Source organism: Agreia sp. Leaf335 (assembly GCF_001423605.1).
Lineage (GTDB): Bacteria > Actinomycetota > Actinomycetes > Actinomycetales > Microbacteriaceae > Agreia.
The window spans coordinates 305,161-327,306 of record NZ_LMOQ01000003.1; the positions used below are offsets into that span (position 1 = coordinate 305,161).

At 66.7% G+C, this 22,146-nt stretch carries 19 protein-coding genes; 10 read left to right on the plus strand and 9 right to left on the minus strand.

What is annotated here, in order from left to right; all coding sequences use genetic code 11:
- The first annotated feature begins 23 nt into the window (after positions 1–23).
- Positions 24–1,586: an arabinosylfuranosidase ArfA gene (arfA, locus tag ASF79_RS11790; RefSeq protein ID WP_055778947.1), complete on the plus strand. Its 1,563-nt coding sequence runs from the start codon at positions 24–26 to the stop codon at positions 1,584–1,586.
- Complete coding sequence (locus ASF79_RS11795) at positions 1,579–3,363, plus strand: glycoside hydrolase family 35 protein (protein WP_055855191.1); 1,785 nt, start codon at positions 1,579–1,581, stop codon at positions 3,361–3,363. Before arfA ends, ASF79_RS11795 begins: the two co-directional genes overlap by 8 nt.
- 41 nt (positions 3,364–3,404) lie before the next feature.
- On the opposite strand, the gene mnhG is transcribed toward ASF79_RS11795, so the two are convergent.
- The 7 genes from mnhG to idi form a co-directional block, all read right to left on the minus strand.
- A complete protein-coding gene (gene mnhG / locus ASF79_RS11800; RefSeq protein ID WP_055855193.1) occupies positions 3,405–3,791 on the minus strand; it encodes a monovalent cation/H(+) antiporter subunit G in 387 nt (128 codons plus the stop codon).
- Positions 3,788–4,123 (minus strand): monovalent cation/H+ antiporter complex subunit F, encoded by a 336-nt coding sequence (locus ASF79_RS11805; RefSeq protein WP_082466031.1) that lies wholly within the window; start codon positions 4,121–4,123, stop codon positions 3,788–3,790. The genes mnhG and ASF79_RS11805 overlap by 4 nt, the downstream gene beginning before the upstream one ends.
- Positions 4,120–4,770, minus strand: a complete 651-nt coding sequence (locus ASF79_RS11810) for a Na+/H+ antiporter subunit E (protein WP_082495861.1) — start codon at positions 4,768–4,770, stop codon at positions 4,120–4,122. Before ASF79_RS11810 ends, ASF79_RS11805 begins: the two co-directional genes overlap by 4 nt.
- Positions 4,767–6,332, minus strand: a complete 1,566-nt coding sequence (locus ASF79_RS11815) for a Na+/H+ antiporter subunit D (protein WP_055856056.1) — start codon at positions 6,330–6,332, stop codon at positions 4,767–4,769. The genes ASF79_RS11810 and ASF79_RS11815 overlap by 4 nt, the downstream gene beginning before the upstream one ends.
- Positions 6,333–6,340: 8 nt before the next feature.
- Positions 6,341–6,790 carry a Na(+)/H(+) antiporter subunit C gene (locus ASF79_RS11820; RefSeq protein WP_055778930.1) on the minus strand — a complete coding sequence of 150 codons (450 nt, stop codon included), beginning with the start codon at positions 6,788–6,790 and terminating at the stop codon, positions 6,341–6,343.
- Positions 6,787–9,906, minus strand: a complete 3,120-nt coding sequence (locus ASF79_RS11825; protein ID WP_082495862.1) for a Na+/H+ antiporter subunit A — start codon at positions 9,904–9,906, stop codon at positions 6,787–6,789. Before ASF79_RS11825 ends, ASF79_RS11820 begins: the two co-directional genes overlap by 4 nt.
- Before the next feature lie 125 nt (positions 9,907–10,031).
- Positions 10,032–10,574, minus strand: a complete 543-nt coding sequence (gene idi / locus ASF79_RS11830; protein WP_055855195.1) for an isopentenyl-diphosphate Delta-isomerase — start codon at positions 10,572–10,574, stop codon at positions 10,032–10,034.
- Between the two features lie 139 nt (positions 10,575–10,713).
- Between idi and ASF79_RS11835 the strand changes: the two genes are divergently transcribed.
- From ASF79_RS11835 to ASF79_RS11860, 6 genes are read left to right on the plus strand one after another with little or no spacing between them, the layout of a single operon-like run.
- Positions 10,714–11,784 (plus strand): polyprenyl synthetase family protein, encoded by a 1,071-nt coding sequence (locus tag ASF79_RS11835; protein ID WP_082466027.1) that lies wholly within the window; start codon positions 10,714–10,716, stop codon positions 11,782–11,784.
- The gene (locus ASF79_RS17380; RefSeq protein WP_055855196.1) at positions 11,781–12,656 is read left to right on the plus strand and encodes a phytoene/squalene synthase family protein; all 876 of its coding nucleotides are present in this window, start codon (positions 11,781–11,783) and stop codon (positions 12,654–12,656) included. The genes ASF79_RS11835 and ASF79_RS17380 overlap by 4 nt, the downstream gene beginning before the upstream one ends.
- Positions 12,653–14,593, plus strand: coding sequence for a phytoene desaturase family protein (gene crtI, locus ASF79_RS17110; protein WP_156366241.1), 1,941 nt, complete (start codon positions 12,653–12,655; stop codon positions 14,591–14,593). Before ASF79_RS17380 ends, crtI begins: the two co-directional genes overlap by 4 nt.
- Positions 14,593–14,937 (plus strand): lycopene cyclase domain-containing protein, encoded by a 345-nt coding sequence (locus ASF79_RS11850; RefSeq protein ID WP_055778919.1) that lies wholly within the window; start codon positions 14,593–14,595, stop codon positions 14,935–14,937. Before crtI ends, ASF79_RS11850 begins: the two co-directional genes overlap by 1 nt.
- Complete coding sequence (locus ASF79_RS11855; RefSeq protein WP_055855198.1) at positions 14,934–15,248, plus strand: lycopene cyclase domain-containing protein; 315 nt, start codon at positions 14,934–14,936, stop codon at positions 15,246–15,248. The genes ASF79_RS11850 and ASF79_RS11855 overlap by 4 nt, the downstream gene beginning before the upstream one ends.
- On the plus strand, positions 15,245–16,105 hold the full coding sequence (locus tag ASF79_RS11860) for a prenyltransferase (protein WP_055855200.1): 861 nt from the start codon (positions 15,245–15,247) through the stop codon (positions 16,103–16,105). Before ASF79_RS11855 ends, ASF79_RS11860 begins: the two co-directional genes overlap by 4 nt.
- On the opposite strand, the gene ASF79_RS11865 is transcribed toward ASF79_RS11860, so the two are convergent.
- Complete coding sequence (locus ASF79_RS11865; RefSeq protein ID WP_055855202.1) at positions 16,102–16,902, minus strand: hypothetical protein; 801 nt, start codon at positions 16,900–16,902, stop codon at positions 16,102–16,104. The two genes, ASF79_RS11860 and ASF79_RS11865, sit on opposite strands and share 4 nt — an antisense overlap.
- A 450-nt stretch (positions 16,903–17,352) precedes the next feature.
- Complete coding sequence (locus ASF79_RS11870) at positions 17,353–18,822, minus strand: MFS transporter (protein ID WP_326942866.1); 1,470 nt, start codon at positions 18,820–18,822, stop codon at positions 17,353–17,355.
- 100 nt (positions 18,823–18,922) lie between these two features.
- Here ASF79_RS11870 and ASF79_RS11875 point away from each other — a divergent pair, with 100 nt between their 5' ends.
- The gene (locus ASF79_RS11875; RefSeq protein ID WP_156366242.1) at positions 18,923–20,149 is read left to right on the plus strand and encodes a hypothetical protein; all 1,227 of its coding nucleotides are present in this window, start codon (positions 18,923–18,925) and stop codon (positions 20,147–20,149) included.
- A 124-nt stretch (positions 20,150–20,273) separates the two neighbouring features.
- Positions 20,274–22,145, plus strand: a complete 1,872-nt coding sequence (gene dnaK / locus ASF79_RS11880) for a molecular chaperone DnaK (protein WP_055778905.1) — start codon at positions 20,274–20,276, stop codon at positions 22,143–22,145.
- The last annotated feature ends 1 nt before the right edge of the window (position 22,146 follow it).

Here is a 22,146-nt window from a genome sequence, read left to right on the forward strand (position 1 = left end):
GCACACCCGAAAGAGAATCCTCCGTGGCCCACGCCCGCGTCACCGTCACCCCGTCCGACATCATCGCCCCGGTGTCGCCCCGCCTGTTCGGCTCCTTCGTCGAGCACATGGGCCGCGCCGTCTACACCGGAATCTACGAGCCGGGTCATCCCACGGCGAACGAGCAGGGGTTCCGAGGCGACGTGCTCGAGTTGGTGCGCGAACTCGGGGCCACCGTCATCCGGTACCCCGGGGGCAACTTCGTCTCGGGGTTCCGTTGGGAAGACAGCGTGGGGCCGGTCTCAGAACGACCCACGCGGCTCGAGGTGGCCTGGCACAGCGTCGAAAGCAACCAGGTGGGCCTGCACGAGTTCGCCGAGTGGGCCGAGACGGCCGGCGTGGAGGTCATGAATGCGGTCAACCTCGGCACCCGCGGCATAGAAGAGGCAGCCTCGCTTCTCGAATACAGCAACCACCCCTCCGGCACGACGCTCGCCGAACAGCGCCGTGGCAACGGTCGCGACGAGCCTTTCGGCATCACGCTCTGGTGCCTCGGCAACGAGATGGACGGGCCGTGGCAGATCGGCCACAAGACGGCGGATGAGTACGGCCGGCTCGCCGCCGAGACCGGCCGGGTCATGAAGTGGATCGACCCGACGATCGAGCTCGTCGCCGCGGGGAGCTCGAACGCCGACATGCCCACTTTCGGCACGTGGGAGAAGACGGTGCTCGAGCACGGCATCGACGTCTTCGACCACATCTCGCTGCACGCTTATTACGAGGAGAACGGCGATCTCGAGAGTTTCTTGGCATCTGGCGTCGGACTCGATCGCTACATCCGCACGGTGGCCGACATCATCCGCGACACCCTCGACGCGCACGGCTCCGAGCGCACGATCGGCATCAGCGTCGACGAGTGGAATGTGTGGAACCAGACCCGCTTCAACGAGGTGGACAAGCCGCCGCTCTTCGCCGGTGACTGGAAGAATCACCCGCGCATCATCGAAGACGAGTACACCGTGACCGATGCCGTCGTGGTGGGCAGCCTGCTCATGTCGTTGTTGCGCAACTCCGACGTGGTGAGCATGGCCAATCTCGCCCAGCTCGTGAACGTAATCGCCCCCATCCGATCGGAGCCGAACGGGCCCGCCTGGCGACAGACCACCTTCCATCCGTTCGCTCTGACAGCACGCTTCGCGACCGGCGACGTGGTGAGCACACGCGTGCATTCGGATCGGCAGCACACGTCGAAGTACGGAGACGTCTCGCTACTCGACGTGATCGCGCTGACCGAGGCAGACGAGATGACCCTGCTTCTCGTGAACCGCTCGACGACCGACCCCCTCGAGGTGTCGATCGACGTCGAGGGCGCGCCCATCGCATCCGTTCTGTACGAGCGCACGCTCGGCGTGCCGACAGGCCGCGACCGGCACGCGAGCAATACGCAGGCCGACCCGGATGCCGTGCTCGCGCTCGACCTCGGCATCGTGACGGTCGACGACGGCAGGGCGAAGGCGATTCTGCCCGCACTGTCGTGGTCGATCGTGCGGTTCGCCACTGCTCGACCTTCGCTGACGACCTCGACCTGGGGGAACGACAATGCCTGACTTCCGCATCGGCGACGCCGACTTTCTTCTCGACGGTGAGCCGTTCCGCGTCCTCGCGGGCGCGCTGCATTACTTCCGAGTGCACCCCGACTACTGGGCCGATCGCATCCACAAGGCCAAGCTCATGGGCCTCAACACGATCGAGACCTACGTGGCGTGGAACGAACACTCGCCGACCCGGGGCACGTTCGACACGAGCGGCGGACTCGACCTGGGCCGTTTCCTCGACCTCGTGGCGGCCGAGGGCATGTACGCGATCGTTCGTCCCGGCCCGTTCATCTGTGCCGAGTGGGACAACGGCGGATTCCCCGGCTGGCTGTTCAGCGACCCCGCCGTGGGCGTGCGTCGCGACGAGCCGCTGTACATGGCTGCGGTCTCCGAGTACTTCGCCGAGCTGCTGCCGATCGTGGCCTCACGCCAGATCGATCGTGGCGGGCCCGTGATCCTCATGCAGATCGAGAACGAATACGGCGCCTACGGCGATGACAAGAGCTACCTCAGAAAGCTGGTCGATCTGACGCGGGCGGGCGGCATCACCGTGCCGTTCACCACCATCGATCAGCCCACCGACCAGATGCTCGCCGACGGCAGCCTGCCCGAACTGCACAAGACGGGGTCTTTCGGCTCTCGCGCGGCCGAGCGACTCGCCACCCTGCGCTCGCACCAGAAGACCGGGCCGTTGATGTGCGCCGAGTTCTGGGACGGGTGGTTCGACCACTGGGGCGCGCACCACCACGTGACCGACGCCCAGGATTCGGCGCGCGAGCTCGATGCTCTGCTGGCGGCCGGCGCGTCGGTGAACATTTACATGTTCCACGGCGGCACCAACTTCGGCTTCACGAACGGCGCGAACGACAAGGGCGTCTTCCAGCCCACGGTCACGAGCTACGACTACGACGCTCCGCTCACGGAGTCCGGGGATCCCGGAGCCAAGTTCTGGGCCTTCCGCGAGGTCATCTCTCGCTACGCCCCTGTTCCCGACGAGGTTCCCCAGGTCGGCGGGCCTGCCGCCGAGATCGAGGTCGTGCTCGACGAGCGGGTGTCGCTGTGGGATGCCGCCGGCCGACTCGGCGAGACAGTGGCGGTCGACGCCCTGCCCACCATGGACGAGCGGGCGCAGTTCAGGGGTTTCGCACTGTACACCGCCGAGCTCGACGCGGTCGCGGCTGCCGAGTCGTCGGCGGGTCGGGTGCTCACGGTCGGCGAGGTGCGTGACAGGGCGCAGGTGTTCATCGACCGCGACCCGGTGGGTGTGCTGCAGCGAGACCACCATGACGTCAGCCTCAGCCTGCCCGCCTCTTCGGGCGCGGCTTCGCTCTCGATCCTCGTCGAGGACCAGGGTCGAGTGAACTACGGCCCCCGCATCGGCGAGCACAAGGGCCTCATCGGGGGAGTATCGATCAGCGGCGAGGAGGTCAGAGGCTGGAGCGTGCTCGAGCTCGGCTTCGACACCGTGGTGTCGGGAGCGACGGACCTCTACGCGCCACTCGAGGCCGCAGAAGCGGTGTTCGGACCCTCGTTCGTGCGCGGCGGCTTCGCTGCGCCAGCCGGCCGTGACCTGTTCCTGAGCATCGAGGGGTGGGGCAAGGGGCAGGCGTTCGTGAACGGCTTCAACCTGGGCCGCTACTGGAGCCGCGGGCCGGGGACCACTCTCTACGTTCCCGGCGCCCTCGTTCGCGAGGGTCGCAACGAGCTCGTGCTGTTCGAACTGCACGGCGCGGCCCTCAACGTGGCGCGCTTCGTCGCCTCGCCGCAGCTGGGGCACACCGACTTCTGACTCGGCGGCGGGTCGTTCGACGAGGCGGCTACTCGGGGCGGCTACTCGGGTCGGTTCGCCGGGTCGGTCGCCAGGTCGTGGCTGGCCCGGTCGACCACGTCGGCCAGCTCATCGGTGAGCAGCAGCTCGCGTCGAAGGTGGCGGGTGCGGTAGACGGCCCGGCCGATCATGTGCGCGGCCACGGGGGCCGTGAGCATCTGGAACAGCATCACCAGGAACAGGGTCGAGACGGTGGCCCAGTTTCGCTGATCCAGGCCCACGGCGAGCAGGATGAACGCCAGGCCCGCGATCTGCGGCTTGGTGGCCGCGTGCATGCGAGAGAGCGCGTCGGGAAACCGCAGGAGCCCGACGCCGGCCGCGAGGCTCAGCAGCGCTCCGATGAGCAGGCACACCGAGGCGGCCAATTCGAACCAGTCGTCGACGGTCATTTCTCGCCTCCCGCCAGCTCGTCGAGCGAGGGATCCAAGGGCGATGTTCCCTCGTTGGTCTTGTTCGTCTCGGCGTCTTTCTGCTTCGTCGCGAAGCGGGCGACGCTCACCGAACCGACGAAGGCGAACATCGCCAGAACCAGGGCGACGGGCAGCGTTCGCGTGTGGTGGTTGTAGACCATCTCTGCTCCCAGCACGCAGATGAGCGTCGAGAGCAGCATGTCGGCGGCGACCATGCGATCGAGGATCGAGGGTCCGCGCCAGATGCGCACAACAGCGAACAGGGCCGCTACGGCGAACAGGGCACCGGCGATGTAGACGATGATGTTCATTCTGGATAGCCTCCCTCGCTCGGGTACTGCTCGACCGGAATGACCGGGTGCCGCTCTTCCCACGCTCGCTGGCGTCGTCCTGACACGATCGGTCCGAGCGACCGTTCGGCCCGCGACATGTTGACGCGGCGTACGTCGTCGCGAGAGCCGATCGCCCGCACGATGCGCTCTTCCACTGCGATCACGTTGGCTCGGGCCTTCTCCACGTCGTCTGCTGTCTCGGTGCCGAGAACGTGCAGATACAGGATGTCGTCCTGCCGGTCGGCCTCGACGATCAGCGAGCCGGGCACGAGCGAGACGGCCAGCGCGGTGAGCGTGAGGCTCAGGTCGGACTTGGTCGACAGCTGCACCGCGACGATGGAACTTGTGGGCACCCGACGCGGATCGACGGCCAGCCACGCCACCTGGAACGATGCGCGCACCAGGTCGAAGAGGAAGTGCCCGATGAAGACGACGAGTCCCACAGGGTGGATCCGGTCGGGCAGTTCGACGGGCGGCAGGTAGAACACGCGCGTGATGAGCAGGGCGAGGACGAGACCCGTGACGATGCTGAGCACCGACACCTGATCCCACAGGAAGAGCCAGAGCACCACGAGCCAGATCAGCAGCGGAACCTGGCGCCAGATCGATCCACGTACGCCGCTCACGACACGCCTCCCTCGGGGAAGACCAGTGAGATGTAGTCGGTGGGCTGCTCGAGATTCTCGGCCGCGCGAGTCGCCATCGAGTACAGGGGCCCTGCGAACACGGTGAGGGCGACGCTCACCGTGACCATGGCCACGGTCGCCCCGATCATGATGCGCGGAGACGCCTTCGTCTCTTGCACGTCCGAAGCCTCCTCCGGCGCCTCCTCGATGCGATCGAGCGCCGGCGACTCCTCTTCGTGCGCCTCGCGCTTCGGTCGCCAGAATGCCAGGCTCCACGCTCGCATGAGCGCGTAGAGGGTCAGCAGAGAGGTGAGTGCGCCCGCACCGATCAGCACCCAGATGAGCGGCGACGGTGCCTGCGCTCCCGCCTCGAACAGGCCCAGCTTGCCGATGAATCCAGAGAAGGGCGGGATGCCGCCGAGGTTGAGGGCCGGAATGAAGAACAGCACGGCGATGACCGGCGATGCCTTGAGCAGGCCTCCGAGTCGGTTGAGTGCCGTTGTTCCGCCCTGCCGCTCGACGAGTCCCGTTGCCAGGAAGAGGGTGGTCTGCACGGTGATGTGGTGGATCACGTAGTAGATCGTCGCGCCCATGCCGGCGACGGTTCCGATCGCGATGCCGAAGATCATGTAACCGATGTGGCTGACCAGCGTGAACGACAGCATCCGCTTGATGTCTGATTGCGCGACGGCGCCCAGGATGCCGATCACCAGTGTCAGCAGCGCGACGACGAGCAGCACCGTCTGAAGCGTGTTGCCGGGAAACAGGATCGTCTCCGTGCGGATGATCGCGTAGACGCCGACCTTGGTGAGCAGGCCCGCGAACACGGCGGTGACCGGAGCAGGGGCGGTGGGATACGAGTCGGGCAGCCAGAACGACAGGGGGAAGACGGCCGCCTTGATGCCGAAGGCCACGAGCAGCATGATCTGAAGCACCAGCTGGATGTCGGCGGGCAGCTCGCCGAGGCGCACCGACAGCTGGGCGATGTTCACGGTTCCGGTCGCGCCGTAGATCATTGCGATCGAGGCGAGGAACAGCATCGACGACACGAGACTCACGATGATGTACGTGATGCCGGCCTTGATGCGCGCCTGCGTTCCACCCAGCGTGAGGAGCACGTAGCTCGCCACGAGCAGGATCTCGAAGCTGACGTAGAGGTTGAACAGGTCGCCCGCGATGAAGGCGTTGAAGACGCCCGCCGCCAGGATCAGATAGCTCGGGTGATAGATCGACACGGGAGTCTCGCGGTCGCCGTCGGCCATGCCCTGGCCCACCGAGAACACGAGAACGCAGAGCAGCACGATCGATGAGATCAGCAGCATGAGGGCCGAGAGCCTGTCGACCACCAGCACGATTCCGAAGGGAGCCGACCAGCCGCCCACCTCGACCGCGTGGCCGCCGGTCTGATCGGTGAGATAGACGAGCGCGGCGCTCGTGAGCACGACGAGTGACAGCACGGTGATCGAGAACGTGACCTGCAGTCTCGGCCGGCGTCCCGCGACGAGCGCGCCGGCGGCTCCGATAAGGGGAAGCAGGACGACGAGCGGAATGAGCGAATTCATCAGAGCACTCACGAGGTCTTCGCCTCCGCTCGCCCTTCGAATTCGGTGTCTTCGCCCGAGCCGTCTTCGGCCTCGTTGCTCTCCTCGTCATCCATCGAACTGTCGGCGCCGCCCACGGCCACGTCGGCCTCGTCACTCGTGATGACGTCGGCCCGCGCGATGCGCCACGAGCGGTAGATGAGGGCGAGCAAGAAGGCGGAGACACCGAAGGTGATGACGATCGCGGTCAGGATGAGTGCTTCTGGCAGAGGGTCGTGCATCTCGGATGGCTCGACTCCGTCGGCCACGATCGGGGCGACGCCCGCCGGCCCCGCGATGATCAGGATGAGCAGATTGGTCGCGTTGCCCACCAACAGGAAGCCGAGCAGCATGCGGGTCATGCTGCGCCCGAGCAGCAGATAGACCCCGCCGGCGTACAGCACGGCCATGAGCAGGATCAGAACCAGGGAGGCGCTCATCGGGGGCTCCTCTCGGTGGCGTTCTCGGCATCGGTTTCGGTGGCGGCCGGCGTATCGGGGGTGGGCTCGTGGGGCGTGTGGCTCAGAGTGTTCACCTCGTGGGCACCGGGAATGCCATCGTCGGGCGAGCTCTCGTCGCCGTGGTCTTCTTCTTGCTGCCTGTCGATCTCGGCACCGAGGCTGCGGAGGATGTCGAGTGCGAGACCGACGACGACGAGGTAGACGCCGATGTCGAACAGTGTCGAGGTGACGAACTCGATGTGGCCGATCACCGGCAGCTCGGCCTCGAACCACGTCGAGGTGAGCGCGTCGACGCCGAAGAAGATCGGCACGAGTGCGGTGCCGCCCGCGAAGAGTACACCGAAGCCGAGCAGCTTTCCGGCATCGATGGGCGCGGCCTCGCCGAGTTCGAAGCGCCCGGCTGCAAGGTAACGGGCGACGAAGGCGAGCCCCGCGACGAGGCCTCCCGCGAAACCGCCGCCGGGGATGTTGTGGCCGGCGAACAGCAGGTAGACCGACACGACGATGGCCGAGTGGAACAGCAACCGCACGACGACCTCGAGAATGATCGACCTGTTCTCGGGCGCGAGCGTCTTACCCGCGAGCAGCCAGGGGGTGCGCTGGTTGCCCTTCTCCTGCGACGGGGCGGCTCCGTCGGGGGTGGCGCCGGCGCTCGCGGTCGCCTCGATCGGCGCCTCGGCCATGCGTGTGCGGCGAGCGAACCAGCGCGGTCGCTCGGTCTCGGGGCCGAGCCTCGGCATGTCGCTGCTGCGGCGAGACAGGAACACGAGACTGGCCACACCGGTGGCGGCCACGACGAGCACGCTCATCTCGCCGAGGGTGTCCCATCCGCGGATGTCGACGAGCAGCACGTTCACGACATTGCGGCCGTGCCCGCCCTCGTAGGCGAGCTCGGGGAATTGCAGCGAGATGGGTTCCGCGATGCGCGAGCCGAGAGCGACGACGGCGACGACGGACATCACGATGCCGACGCCTACCCCGATGACGGCACGCACGATGCGATGCCGGCGACCGTGATCCTGGCCGATGGCCGAGGGCAGCCGGCGCAGTACGAGAACGAAGGTCACCAGCGTGACGGTCTCGACCAGAGCCTGGGTGAGGGCGAGGTCTGCCGCGCCCTGCAGTGCGAAGAGAGCGGCCATGCCATAGCCGGTGACGCCCACCAGGACCACGGCCATGAAGCGCTTGTGGGCACGAGCGGCAGCGATCGTGGCGACGCCCATGACGATCGCGATGGGCAGTTGCGCGGGGGAGTCCCACGGCCTGAACGACCCGGGCAGCTCGCCGACGAGCGCGAGCGCGGTTCCCACCGCGGCCACCAGCACGACGAGGATCGTCGCGACGTAGATGGGGAGCGACCCGGTCTGGGTCAGTCGAGTGAGTCGCACGGCGGCCCGGTCGACGAGGTGCACGACCCGGCTGTAGCCGCGGGCGGAGTCGATCCACGAGGGCACTCGGCTCTGCACAGCGGAGACGCGCGTGCGTGCCGCGAAGAGCGCGAGCCCCAGCACGAGGGTGACGGCCGAGATGCCGAGAGCCGGCTCGACACCGTGCCACAAGGCCAGGTGGGCCGCATCCGGAATCGCGACCGTGTCGCCGGCGGTCGTCGCCGCCTTGCTGGCGGCGAGCGCCTCACCGCTGAGCGGGGCGACGGAGTCGGCGTAACGGCCGAACAGGGGATCGAGCAGGGGCGACGCGATGCCGAGAGCCAGGCTGACCAGGGCCAGGATGGCCGGCGAGACGAGGAAGTCGACGTGCTCGTGCACGAACTCCGCCGGCTCGACGCCGGGCTTTCGCGCGAACGCGCCCCAGATGAAACGGGCTGTGTAGGCGACGGTGAGCACGGATCCGAGGGCGACACCGATCAGGGCGACGAACCCGAGCGGGGCACCGTGCTCTGCGTCTTCGAGCAGAGCGGTGAAGACCGCTTCTTTGGCGACGAAACCGAGCAGGGGCGGCAGCCCGGCCATCGATGCCGCGGCCAGAGTGGCGACGACGGCCAGGAGGGGTGCCTGTCGACCGAGTCCGCTGATCTTGCGCAGGTCGCGCGTGCCGAGGCGGTTGTCGATGATGCCCACGACGAGGAACAGCGTGGCCTTGAAGAGCGCGTGGCCCGTGATGAGCGTGATGCCGGCCAGGGCCGCGTTGCGGGTGCCGTAGCCCACGACCACGGTGAGGAAGCCGAGCTGGCTGACCGTTCCGTAGGCGAGCAGGAGCTTGAGGTCGTGCTGACGGAGCGCGCGCCAGCCGCCGACCAGCATGGTCAGGACGCCGACTGCCACGAGGACCGGCCTCCAGCCGGGGGTGTCGCCGAACGCGGGAACGAGCAGTGCGATGAGGAAGATGCCGGCCTTCACCATCGCCGCCGCGTGCAGATACGCGCTGACCGGTGTCGGCGCGGCCATAGCCGAGGGCAGCCAGAAGTGCAGGGGCACCTGAGCCGACTTGGAGAGGGCGCCGAGGAGCACGAGAAGAACGGCGACCGTGACGAGACCGGATGCCTGGGGCGGGTCGGCGACGATCTGCGACACCCGGGTGGTGCCCGACTCGACGGCCAGGATGACGACGCCCACCAGCATGGCGAGCCCACCGGCCGTGGTCACCAGCAGCGCCTGGAGCGCGGCGCCGCGGCTCTTGCGCTTCGCCGTGTACTGCCCGATGAGCAGATAGGAAAAGACGGTGGTCGCCTCCCAGAACATGAAGAGCACGTAGATGTCGTCGCTGACGACGAGACCGAACATGGCGCCGGCGAAGGCGAGCAGCACTCCGCTGAACCGGCCGAGACCGTCTTCGCCGCGGCGGAAGTAGCGGGCGCAGTAGAGCACGACGAGCGCACCGACACCGGTGACGATGAGAGCCATCGTGAGCGAGAGAGCGTCGAGTCGGAAGGCGAAGGCGAGATCGAGCTGCGGAACCCAGGGGTGCAGTTCGGTCGGGGTCTCGCCTCGCGTCACCGCGGGGACCTGGAAGAGCAGCCAGACGAAGACTGCGGCGGGAACGGCGGCCGCGACCACGAACATCCGCGGGCCGAAGCGGGTGGTGAGCATGGGCAGAAGCAGCCCGGCGAGGGCAAAGCCGACGAGAGAGGTGATCATTGCGGCTCCCTCAGAGGTTCAAGCCGGGGAACGGTTCGCGCCCGGTCGCAAGCGGCCGTGTGGAGCTCCAGTCTACCGGCGCGAGCGAGATGAATGCCCCGAACGGCATAAGTTCCGTGAGATTGTCACCGCGCTGAAGCGGCCGTCTTGCTTTCGCTGAGCAGAGGCAGCTGCAGTGTGAGCCACGGGCTGAACGCCCACGGGGTGCTCGACACGGCCGAGCGCAGTGACTCGGGGTCGACCCAGTTCCACTCTGCGACCTCGTCGGGGCTGCCGACGACCTCGTCGCTCGTCGTGGCCGTGAAGACCGGGCAGATCTCGTATTCGACGATGCCGGATGCGTCGGTGGCCCGGTAGCGGAAGTCGGGCAACACCAGGCTCACACTGTCGAGAGTGATACCGAGCTCGCGTTCCGCCCGGCGTGCGACGGCGTCGGTCATCTCCTCTCCTGGAGCGGGATGGCCGCAGAAAGAGTTGGTCCAGACGCCCGGCCACGCCACCTTGGCGAGCGAGCGTCGCGTCACGAGAATGCGTCCTCGCGCGTCGAAGACATGACACGAGAACGCCAGGTGCAGCGCCGTGTCTGTTGTGTGCACCGTGGCCTTGTCGGCCGTTCCGATCGGTGTTCCCTCCTCAGAAAGGAGAACCACCTGTTCGCGAGAAGACATGGCCTCATTCTGCCAGAACGAGAGAATAGTCAGCCGACTGACTGATTTGGCGCGGATTCTTCGAGCAGGCAGCCGATCATTCTGCAATCCCCCGGTCGCGGCGGATTACTTAGACAGTCTCGTGAGTTAGCCTCGGACTGTGGATACGCATGATCTCGTGGTGGTGACCCAGCGGCGACGGCAGCATGTCGACGCGGTTCTCGACCGTTTCTTCGGGCTCGCGAAGTCGCGCGCTTCAGGTATCGGCCCCCGCTACGTCACCCTCTGGGAGACGCTCGAGAAGAACTCCGCCGGTGGCAAGAGGTTCCGGCCGTCGATGGTGCTGGCGGCGTACGAATCCTTCGGAGGAACCGACTCCGAGACCGCCGCTTACGTGGGAGCGGCCTTCGAGCTGCTGCACACCGCACTCATCGTGCACGACGACGTGATCGACCGCGACTTCATCCGACGAGGTGGTCCCAACGTCTCGGGTAGCTACCGTGATCTCGCCCAGACCGCAGGAATCCCCATTCCCACCGCGGAACACCGTGGGCTCTCGGTGGCCGTCATCGCCGGCGACCTCGCTCTCTTCAATGCGTTCCGTCTGCTCGACCGCAGCGGCGTCGGCGGCGAACTTCGCGAGCGCCTGCACGAGATCCTCGACGAGGCCATGTTCGCCTCAGCCGCGGGCGAACTGCTCGACGTCGATTTCTCCCTTCATCCCGAGCCGCCGTCCGTCGATGACATCGTCGACATGGAGCGGCTCAAGACGGCGGTCTACTCTTTCGAGACTCCGCTGCAGGCCGGGGCGGTGTTGGCAGGAGCAGACGATGCCGCCGTCGAGGCGCTCGGCTCGTTCGGCCGCAATCTCGGCATCGCCTATCAGATCGTCGACGATCTCCTCGGCGTCTTCGGGGACGAGGGCGACACCGGAAAGTCCACACTCGGAGACCTCCGCGAGGGCAAGCGCACCGTTCTGATCGCCTACGCCGCGACCACCGAGCAGTGGTCGGAGATCGAGCCGGTCTTCGGCGACCCCGACCTCGACGAGCAGGGGGCGGAGCGCATCCGGGCTCTGCTCGAATCCAGCGGTGCTCGACGCTACGCCGAGGCTCTGGCCAGCGACTTCGCCAATCGAGCGTGGGAGCACCTGGCCTCTTCATCTCTCCCCGACTCCGTTCGTGCCGAGTTCCGCGGCTTCGTGTCGACCGTGCTGGAACGGGTCAAATGAGCAAGGAACGCTCGTTGTACGACCGCGTCGCCATGGAGGCATCGGCCGTCGTCATCCGGCGATACTCCACCTCGTTCGGTCTCGCCTCCAAGCTCCTGTCGCCGCCCGTGCGTCAGCACGTCAAGAACATCTACGCCCTTGTGCGGCTCGCCGACGAAGTGGTCGATGGCGTCGCCGCCGAGGCCTGTCTCGAGGCGGATGCCATCCGGTCTCAACTCGACACGCTCGAGGCCGAGACCAACGAGGCGATGCGCTGCGGGTTCAGTACCAACCTGGTGGTGCACGCCTTCGCGATGACCGCCCGGGAGACGGGATTCGGCGAGGAGTTGACCGCGCCGTTCTACGCCTCGATGCGCGCCGATCTGAGCCAGACCGCGCACACCCCGGAGTCGTTCGAGCGCTACGTCTACGGCTCGGCCGAAGTGGTGGGGCTGATGTGCCTCAAGGCCTTCCTCGTCGGCCACCGCTACTCCGCGGCAGACGACGAGCGGCTCGTCGACGGCGCCCGCCATCTCGGGGCCGCCTTCCAGAAGATCAACTTCCTGCGTGACCTCGCCGCCGACTTCACCGCGCTCGGTCGCAGCTACTTTCCCGGTGTCGACGTCGACTCGTTCACCGAGGCGCAGAAGAGCGCCATCATCGACGACATCCAGAACGATCTCGACATCGCGTGCAGCACGCTCACGCTCCTGCCGTCGTCGTCCCGCCGCGCGGTCGTGCTCGCGCAGGGACTCTTCGCCGAACTCACCGGCCGCCTGCGCGAAACTCCGGCCTCCGTGCTGGTGACCACCCGCATCCGCGTGCCCAACCCCGTTAAAATGCGAATCGCGGCCCTTGCAGCAGCGGGTCGTCTACCGAAGGAGCACGTGTGACCGCCTCGAATGCCGCCGGTGGAAGTACCGATCAACAGGGTGCACCCAGACGGGCCATCGTGATCGGCGCCGGGATCAGCGGACTGGCGAGCGCCGCGCTTCTCGCTCGCGAGGGCTACTCGGTCACCGTGCTCGAGAAGCAGCCCTCCGTCGGAGGACGAGCGGGGGTCTGGAAGAAGGACGGCTTCACGTTCGATACGGGCCCATCGTGGTATCTGATGCCCGAGGTCTTCGACCACTTCTACAAGCTCATGGGCACCTCGGCGGCCGAGCAGCTCGATCTCACCCGCCTCGACCCCGGCTACCGGGTCTTCTTCGAGGGCGAGGAGACCACGGTCGACATCCGCAGTGATCTCGACGCCAATCTCGAACTGTTCGAGTCGATCGAGCCCGGCGCCGGTGTGAAGATGGCCGGCTACCTCGACTCCGCCGCCGAGACCTACGAACTCGCCAAGAAGTACTTCCTCTACTCCACCTTCGAAGATCTGAAGCCCCTCGCTGTGGGCCCCGTGGTCTCCCGCACGCCGCGGCTCGTGCGCCTCCTCACCGAGACGCTGGCCAGCTTCGCCGGGCGCGCGGTGCGCGACCCGAAGCTGCAGCAGATCCTCGGCTACCCCGCCGTCTTCCTCGGATCGTCACCGTATGCCGCTCCGAGCATGTACCACCTGATGAGCCACCTCGACATGAACGACGGCGTGCTGTACCCCCAGGGCGGGTTCGGCCAGGTGATCGCGAGCATCGCGAATATCGCCCGAGAGGCGGGCGTAGAGATCCACACCGGAGCGACCGTCACCCGCATCGTGCTCGAGCTCGATCCCTCGCTCCGCGCGCCGGAGCCGGAGAAGAGCGTCTACGACTACGAGACGACCGAGTTCGACACGAATGTGATCGACCGCGACGAGCTGCGCCGCGTTCTCGCGGGCGAGGTGGATGCGCACGGCAACGGTGCGGCAGCGGCGTCGAGCGGCCCCGGTACGCCGACGGCCAGCGCCGACGCGGCGGCACCCGCGGCCGCGCCACGCGCATCCGATCGCAGCCGTGTGGGCGGCGTGCACTACCTCGACGAAGAGGGCCGGGCGCACGAGCTCGAGGCGGACCTCGTCGTGGCCACGGCCGATCTGCGCCACGTCGAGACCACCATGTTGCTGCCTGAGTTGCAGACCTACCCCGAGTCGTACTGGCAGAAGAAGACCGCCGGCCCCAGCGCCGTGCTCGTCTACCTCGGCGTCGCCGGCGAGCTTCCCGAGCTGGCGCACCACTCGCTGTTCTTCACGAAAGACTGGAAGGGCGACTTCGGCAAGATCTTCGGTGCGAGCAAGTTCGGCCGCTTCGGTCCGAAGGGCCCGACCTCGGTTCCCGAGCCCGCGTCGATCTACGTCTGCCGACCGAGCGCCACCGACAGCGGTGTGGCTCCCGAGGGGCACGAGAACATCTTCATCCTCGTTCCGATCCCCGCCGACCCAGGTATCGGCCACGGTGGCGAAGATGGCCAGGGGGATGCGAGGGTCGAGAAGATCGCCGACGCCGCGATTGCACAGGTGGCCGAGTGGGCCGGTGTCTCCGACCTCGCCGAGCGCATCGTGGTGCGACGCACCATGGGCCCCGCCGACTTCGTCGATGACCTCAACTCATGGAAGGGCACGGCCCTGGGCCCAGCGCACACGCTCGGACAGAGCGCGTTCTTCCGCGCCGGCAACGTGTCGAAGAAGGTCGACGGCCTGATCTACGCCGGTGGCTCCACGATCCCCGGAATCGGGCTGCCCATGTGTCTGATCAGCGCGGAGCTCGTGATCAAGCGGTTGCGCGGCGATACGTCGACGGGCGCCCTGGCGGAGCCCGCAGGCGAGACAGCAGACATCGCCCCGCTGCCGTATCCGATCGACACCTCGACCGAGGCGTCGACCGACACCGCCGTTGTGGCGGAGCCCGGCGACTGATGGGCCTGCTCTACCTGCTCGCGCTCCTCGTTTCGATCACGGGCATGGTGGTGCTCGACCGACGCTTCACGCTCTTCTTCTTTCGTGACGCGCGACGGGCATCCATCGTTCTGGCTGCGGGTCTGGTGTTTTTCATCGCTTGGGATCTGGCGGGCATCGGCTTCGGCATCTTCTTCCGCGGTGAGACCTCGTTCATGACGGGTCTGCAGCTGGCCCCCGAGCTGCCGGTCGAGGAACTGTTCTTTCTGACCCTGCTCTGCTACCTCGCCATGAATCTGTTCGGGTTCCTGACGCGGGAGCGCGTGACCGCCGATTCCACGCGCAGCGCGGCGGTGCGCTCGTGAATTACTGGACCCTTAACGCGATCTTCCTCGCGGTCGTCGCGCTTGTCGCGATCGGCGCAGCCATGCGCATCCGGAGCACGAGGCCCTGGGTCGCGATCGCGATCACCCTCGGCGTTCTGCTCGTGATGACCGCGGTCTTCGACAACGTGATGATCGGCGTGGGGCTCGTCGGCTACGAGCCCTCGCTCATCTCGGGGGCATTCATCGGCATCGCGCCTCTCGAAGACTTCGCGTATGCGGTGGCTGCCGCGATCCTCCTGCCGTCGCTCTGGATGCTGCTGCCCGCGCGAGAACGCGAGAGCCGCGCATGATCCGCCAGCTGCTCATCTCATCGAGGCCCCTGTCGTGGGTCAACACGGCGTTCCCGTTCGCCGCCGGGTATCTGCTGGTCACACGCGAAGTCGATCTCGTATTCGTGCTGGGCACGCTGTATTTCCTGATTCCCTACAACCTCGCGATGTACGGCATCAACGACGTCTTCGATTACGAGTCCGACATGCGCAATCCGCGCAAGGGCGGTGTCGAGGGCGCCGTGCTCGACAAGTCGCTGCATCGCATCACCCTGTGGGCGGTCGTGATCACGAATGTGCCGTTCGTCGTGTTCCTCGTCGCGGTGGGCTCGCCGCTGTCATGGCTGGTGTTGGCCGTGAGCCTCTTCGCGGTGCTCGCCTACAGCGCTCCGAAGCTGCGGTTCAAGGAGCGCCCGTTCGTGGACTCGCTCACCTCGAGCACGCACTTCGTGAGCCCGGCCGTCTACGGTCTCGTGCTGGCCGGGGCCGCGTTCACGCCAGCCCTCTGGGCCGTGCTGGCAGCCTTCTTCCTGTGGGGCGTGGCCAGCCATGCGTTCGGAGCTGTGCAGGACATCGTCGCCGACAGGGAGGGCGGCATCTCGTCGATCGCCACCGTCATCGGCGGTGCAGCCACGGTGCGCATCGCCTTCGTGGCCTATCTCCTCGGCGGTGTGCTGATGCTCTTCACCACGTGGCCCGGCCCGCTGGGCAGCGTGCTGGTTCTGCCCTACGCGCTGAGCGTTCTGCCGTACTGGTCGATCGCCGACGAGGACGCGGAGCGCGCGAACACTGGCTGGCGCCGATTCCTGACGTTCAACTTCGTGTGCGGCTTCGTGGTGACGATGCTGCTGATCTGGCTGTGGGTGCTGGTTCCCTAGGGTTCTCGCTCGTAGTGCAGGCCGGGCCACGTCGAGCTGCCCGTCCAGCCTCGCTTCTGCAGTTCGCGTTCGATCACGAGAATGATGTGGTGCGGCTGCCTCAGATCCGAGCGCATGATGTCGATCGTCTTCCAGTCGATGTCGTCGAGTCTGCGTTGTCGCCGGATGTCGTTCTCCCACGCATCCTGGTTCGTCGCGTGCACGAACCCCTTGTACTCGATGCCGAGGTTGTAGCCGCATACGCGCAGATCGGGGCATGCGAGAACCCGACCCGTGTCGTCTCGAACGGGTTCGTTGACGACCAGCTCGGGAAACCCCGCCTTCTGCAGAAGCAGTCGCAGTTCTGTTTCCTTGGGTGAGTCGACCCTCTCGCGGATGGCGTCGAGGGCTTGATCGGTGGTCGCGCGGTGACGGCGTCCTGGGTGAGCTGCTGCTGCATAGCGCAGGCGTTGGACCGTCGTGAAAGGGCGTCGTCTGCCGTCGGGCTGACGAAATCCGCGCAGAAGGTAGTCTCCCGCCGCCACCAGGTCGAGGAAGTCCAGTTGCGTCGCGAGACCGAGCCAGGTCTGCTCCGCGGTGGACATCCGGAGCCCGCGGGAGTCGATTGGCGTGCCGTTGTCCGGGCCGATGGAGTGGCCGACAACGCCGCGCGCTCGGGGCGGGCGGCGGGGCCGCACCACGGTCACGTGAATGACTTCAGCTGTCTCGAGTCGCCGCGGCAAGGGGCATCCGAACAGAAGCGCGGCCGTGGAGTGACTGACGTATGAGTCGGCCGGAGCGATGGACTGCCACGCCATGCATCGTTGCCGCAGGCTCCTCGATGTTGATGGCAGCCGAACGCCGTGAAAGGGAGCGTAGAGGTCTGATGCGCGGAGTCTGCTTCGGGTCACGCCCCGAATCCGCGCATCGCTGACCGAGAAGGGGCCACCGCGAAGATCATCGGGCAGGGGCGAGGCGTTCGGCATCCGCCTAGCTTCGTCCAAGACGTTTCACGGCGTCGGCCGTTCTCCACAGGCACAGGCACGGGCCGCGAGCTGGCCGCATGAAGTGACGTGAATGGCGGCCTTGGCGTCATGGCACCTCGCCATTCGCGTCATCTCACATCATAGCCACCCGCAAGGAGCGAGGTGAGATGACGCATGTGGCCAGTGCGAGCGGTCCCCGTGTCGCCATCTGCGACATTTGAGGCAGGCCTGCCAGTCGACTGGGCGCAGATGGCCCGTACGGGCGCGGATGCCCCGGGGCGGCTACTCCGCGACGGCCTGGGCGCGCAGGTCGGGCAGCTTCACGAAGAGCATCAGCACGAGGCCGACCGCGACGACGAGCACGATGCCCAGGATGCCCCAGTACTGCGCTCCCGCGATCGCGATGAACAGCGACCAGAGCCCGGGCGAGATGAAGCTCGCCGCTCGGCCCGTCGTGGCGTAGAGGCCGAAGATCTCACCCTCGCGACCTGTCGGAGACACCCGCGCGAGCAGCGAGCGTGACGCGGTCTGAGCTGGGCCCACGAACAGACAGAGCGCCAGGCCGCCGATCCAGAACACGATCTTGCCGGCGTCGTGCAGCGCGAACACGCCCGTTCCGGCCACGACGAGGCCGACGAGCGAGAACAGGATGACGGCGCGCGGTCCGAAGCGGTCGTCGAAGCGGCCCGAGATGATCGTGCTCACGCCCGCCACGAGGTTGGCGGCGATTCCGAACGCGACGACCTCGAGGAACTTGAAGCCGAAGGTACCCGAGGCGATGATGGCACCGAAAGCGAAGACGCCCGCGAGACCATCGCGGTACACGGCGCTGGCCACCAGGAACCAGAAGGTGTGCCGGCTCTCTCGATAGAGCTGGGCGATGTCCTTCACCAGAACGGCGTAGCTGGCGAAGAAGCCGACCTTGGGGCCGACCGACCGCACCGCCGGCAGCTCTGGCACGAACACGAAGATCGGGATGGCGAAGATGATCGTCCAGATGGCGCAGCCGACCGCGACGATACGGAACGGGAGTCCGTCTTCCTGGGGGAGCCCGAACCAGTCGGCGCTGTACGCGACGACGACGAGCACGAGCGCCACGATTCCGCCGATGTAGCCGAGTCCCCAGCCGAGTCCGCTGACCCGCCCGATCGTCTTCTTCGTCGACACCTGCACGAGCATGGCGTTGTAATTCACGCCGGCGAGTTCGCTGAACACGCTGCCGATCGCCACGAGGGCGGCTCCGAGCACGAAGTAGCTCGGTTGGCCCTGCACGAAGAAGAGAGCGCCCATACTCGCGACGAGAAGAATCGTGTAGAGCAGCAGACCCGCCTTGCGGCTTCCGGCGCGATCGGCGCGCTGGCCGAGAACAGGGGCCAGAACGAGAATGACGAGTCCCGCGAGGAAGATGGCGAAGCCGAACCCGCTGGCGAGGTCGGCGAGGCCCGCGACCTTGGCGGGCGCGTCGTCGGGAAGCGACGCGACGTCGGCAGGGAGGAAGACGTCGGTCGTCAGGTAGAGAGCCGTGAAGATGAACGTCAGGATGACCGAGTTGTACGGCTGGGTCGCCCAGTCCCAGAGCGCCCACGAGCGCACCTGCCTCGCCGGAACGGGTGCGACCTGCAGATCCAGTCCCACCGCCAGAGCGGCGCCGGTGTTGGCGGCCACAGGCATGCGGGGTGGTGCCGTCGCGTCGCCGGAATCGGTTGCGTTGTCGGCGGAGCCACCGGCTGCGCCGCCGGAATTCTGAGTCATGATCACACAGTAGCCGCGCGAGGCGTCGAGGCAGGAGACAACGCGTGCACGCTCGGTGAATCATGTCGGGGCCGACACCTTCGGGGCTAAGGTTATGGGCATGAATCGGCACCGGGGGGGCCTCTTCGACCGGGGGCGCGGGGGAGACACGGCAGATCTTCGCGAGCACAATCTCGCCCTCGTCCTGCGCTATCTGCGCGATCACGGACCGTCGTCGCGTGCACAGATCGCGGCGTCGTCGCTGCTCGGGCTGTCGACTCTCACCGGCATGATCGGGGAGTTGAAGGCGCTCGACCTGGTGACCGAGGGTCTTGCCGGAACACAGTCGCGTCTCGGTCGGCCCACCCACTCGTTGTCGCTATCGGGCGATACCTGGGTGGTAGCAGGGCTGCGGGTGGATGTCGACGGCGTGCAGGCGAAGACGGCAACGGTGGGCGGCGATCACCTGGGCAGCTACGCCGACAGGGCCGATCTGCGCGGCGGCGATACGGCGACGGCGATGCGGATGCTGCGGGCCGCGATCGAATGGATAGTCGAGTCGACAGACCCGCACCGCACCCTGACGGCGATCACCATCGCGGTTCCCGGGATCGTCTCACCGTGCGGCACGTCCGTGGCCCGGTCGGAGTCGCTCGAGTGGAACGATGTCGATCTGGCGACGTGCGCGCGCGAGCAGCTGCAGTCCGGCGGATGCGGTGGAGCCATGGTCGAGCTCGCGCGTGACAGCACCGCGGCCGCCCTGGGGCTTGCTCGAGGCGAACTGCGCGGCCGCGTCGGCGCGCGAACCATGCTCTACTTCGGCGGAGAACGTCGTGTCATCGGCGCGATCCTCGTCGGAGGCGAGCCACTGAACTCCGGGTCGCCGGGTGAGGCCGATGTCGCTCGTATACCCGTACCGGGCTCCGGGGGAGAGATGCAGACGCTCGGCGAGGTCAGTGCGCTGTCGAGTCTCCTGACGAGAGCCGGAGTGCTGGCTGAGGACGACGCCGCGCAGCTCGTCGACCGCTACCCGAGAGAAGCCCTGTCGGCTTTTCTCAGGGCGCTCGCGGACGGGCAGGAGGGAGTCGCAGAGACGCTGCAAACGACGATGGATGCGCTCGCTCGCGCAATCGACGCGGCGGCCGCGACCGTCGGAGCCGAGGTGGTTGTGCTCGACGGCTACCTCGGCGTGCTCGGTTCGCTCGTGCCCCCCGTCGTCGACGGATCCGTCGAGGTGGTCGCCCTCGCCTCGCATCCGTCGCGGGTCGTCGACGGGGCGGTGTTCGCCGCGCGGGATGCGCGCCTCGCACAGCCTTCTCGCATCCGCGACGAAGTTGAGTCGACCTAGCTCAACTTTAGCTGTGAGGACTTGACATCGATTTCGCCCGCTGGCAAGCTTGAGTCAACAAGGCTCAACCCTTGTGCGAACTTATCTTTTCGGTCCCGCCAGCAAACAAGGAGAAATCACTCACATGGCTCGTGCAGTAGGAATCGACCTCGGTACCACCAACTCGGTGGTCGCGGTCCTCGAAGGTGGAGAACCCACCGTCATCGCCAACGCGGAAGGCTTCCGCACGACTCCCTCGGTGGTCGCTTTCACCAAGGACGGCGAGGTGCTCGTCGGTGAGACCGCGAAGCGCCAGGCCGTGACCAACGTCGACCGCACCATTTCTTCGGTGAAGCGTCACGTGGGCACCAACTGGACCGTCGATATCGACGGCAAGCCCTACACCCCGCAGGAGCTGTCGGCCCGTATCCTCGCCAAGCTCAAGCGCGACGCCGAGAGCTACCTCGGTGACACGGTCACCGACGCGGTCATCACCGTTCCGGCGTACTTCAACGACGCCGAGCGCCAGGCCACCAAGGAGGCCGGTGAGATCGCGGGCCTCAACGTGCTGCGCATCATCAACGAGCCCACGGCGGCCGCTCTGGCCTACGGCCTCGACAAGGGCAAGGAAGACGAGCTCATCCTGGTCTTCGACCTCGGTGGCGGAACGTTCGACGTCTCGCTGCTCGAAGTCGGTAAGGACGACGACTTCTCCACGATCCAGGTGCGCTCGACCTCGGGTGACAACCGTCTCGGTGGAGACGACTGGGACCAGCGCGTCGTCGACTACCTGATCAAGCGCTTCAAAGACGCCACCGGCGTCGACGTGTCCGGCGACAAGATCGCCAAGCAGCGCCTCAAGGAGGCCGCGGAGCAGGCGAAGAAGGAACTGTCTTCGTCGACCTCGACCAGCATCCAGCTTCCGTACCTGTCGCTCACCGAGAACGGCCCTGCCAACCTCGACGAGACGCTCAGCCGCGCCAAGTTCGAGGAGCTCACGAGCGACCTGCTCGACCGCACCAAGAAGCCGTTCGAAGACGTCATCCGCGAGGCCGGCGTCTCGGTCAACGACATCGCACACGTGGTGCTCGTCGGTGGATCGACCCGTATGCCCGCCGTCGTCGAGCTGGTCAAGAAGCTCACGGGCGGCAAGGAGCCCAACAAGGGCGTCAACCCCGATGAGGTCGTCGCCGTCGGCGCCGCTCTGCAGGCCGGTGTGCTGAAGGGTGAGCGCAAGGACGTTCTGCTCATCGACGTCACCCCGCTGAGCCTCGGTATCGAGACCAAGGGTGGCATGATGACCACGCTCATCGAGCGCAACACGGCCATCCCCACCAAGCGCAGCGAGACCTTCACCACCGCAGACGACAACCAGCCGTCCGTCGCGATCCAGGTCTTCCAGGGCGAGCGCCAGTTCACCCGCGACAACAAGAACCTCGGAACGTTCGAGCTGACCGGCATCGCGCCGGCTCCGCGCGGCATCCCGCAGGTCGAGGTCACCTTCGACATCGACGCCAACGGCATCGTGCACGTGTCCGCTAAGGACAAGGGCACCGGCAAGGAGCAGTCGATGACGATCACGGGCGGTTCCAGCCTGTCGAAGGACGACATCGCCCGCATGGTTCGCGAGGGCGAAGAGCACGCCGCCGAAGACAAGAAGCGCCGTGAGGCCGCCGAGGTGCGCAACAACGCCGAGCAGCTCGCCTACTCGATCGACAAGCTCATCAAAGAGAACGAAGACAAGCTGCCCGAAGACGTCAAGACGAGTGTTCAGGCCGATGTCGACGAGCTCAAGACGGCGCTTGCCGGCGAAGACAACGACGAGGCCGTGAAGGTCGCGTTCGACAAGCTCAACGAGAGCCAGGGCAAGCTGGGCGAGGCTATCTACGCCTCGAGCCAGGCCGATGCAGCCGCTGCGAGCGACGCACCGACCGACGCTCCCCAGGACGCCGCGTCTGACGAAGACGTGGTCGACGCCGAGGTCGTTGAAGACGACGAGCCCAAGAAGGACAAGTAAC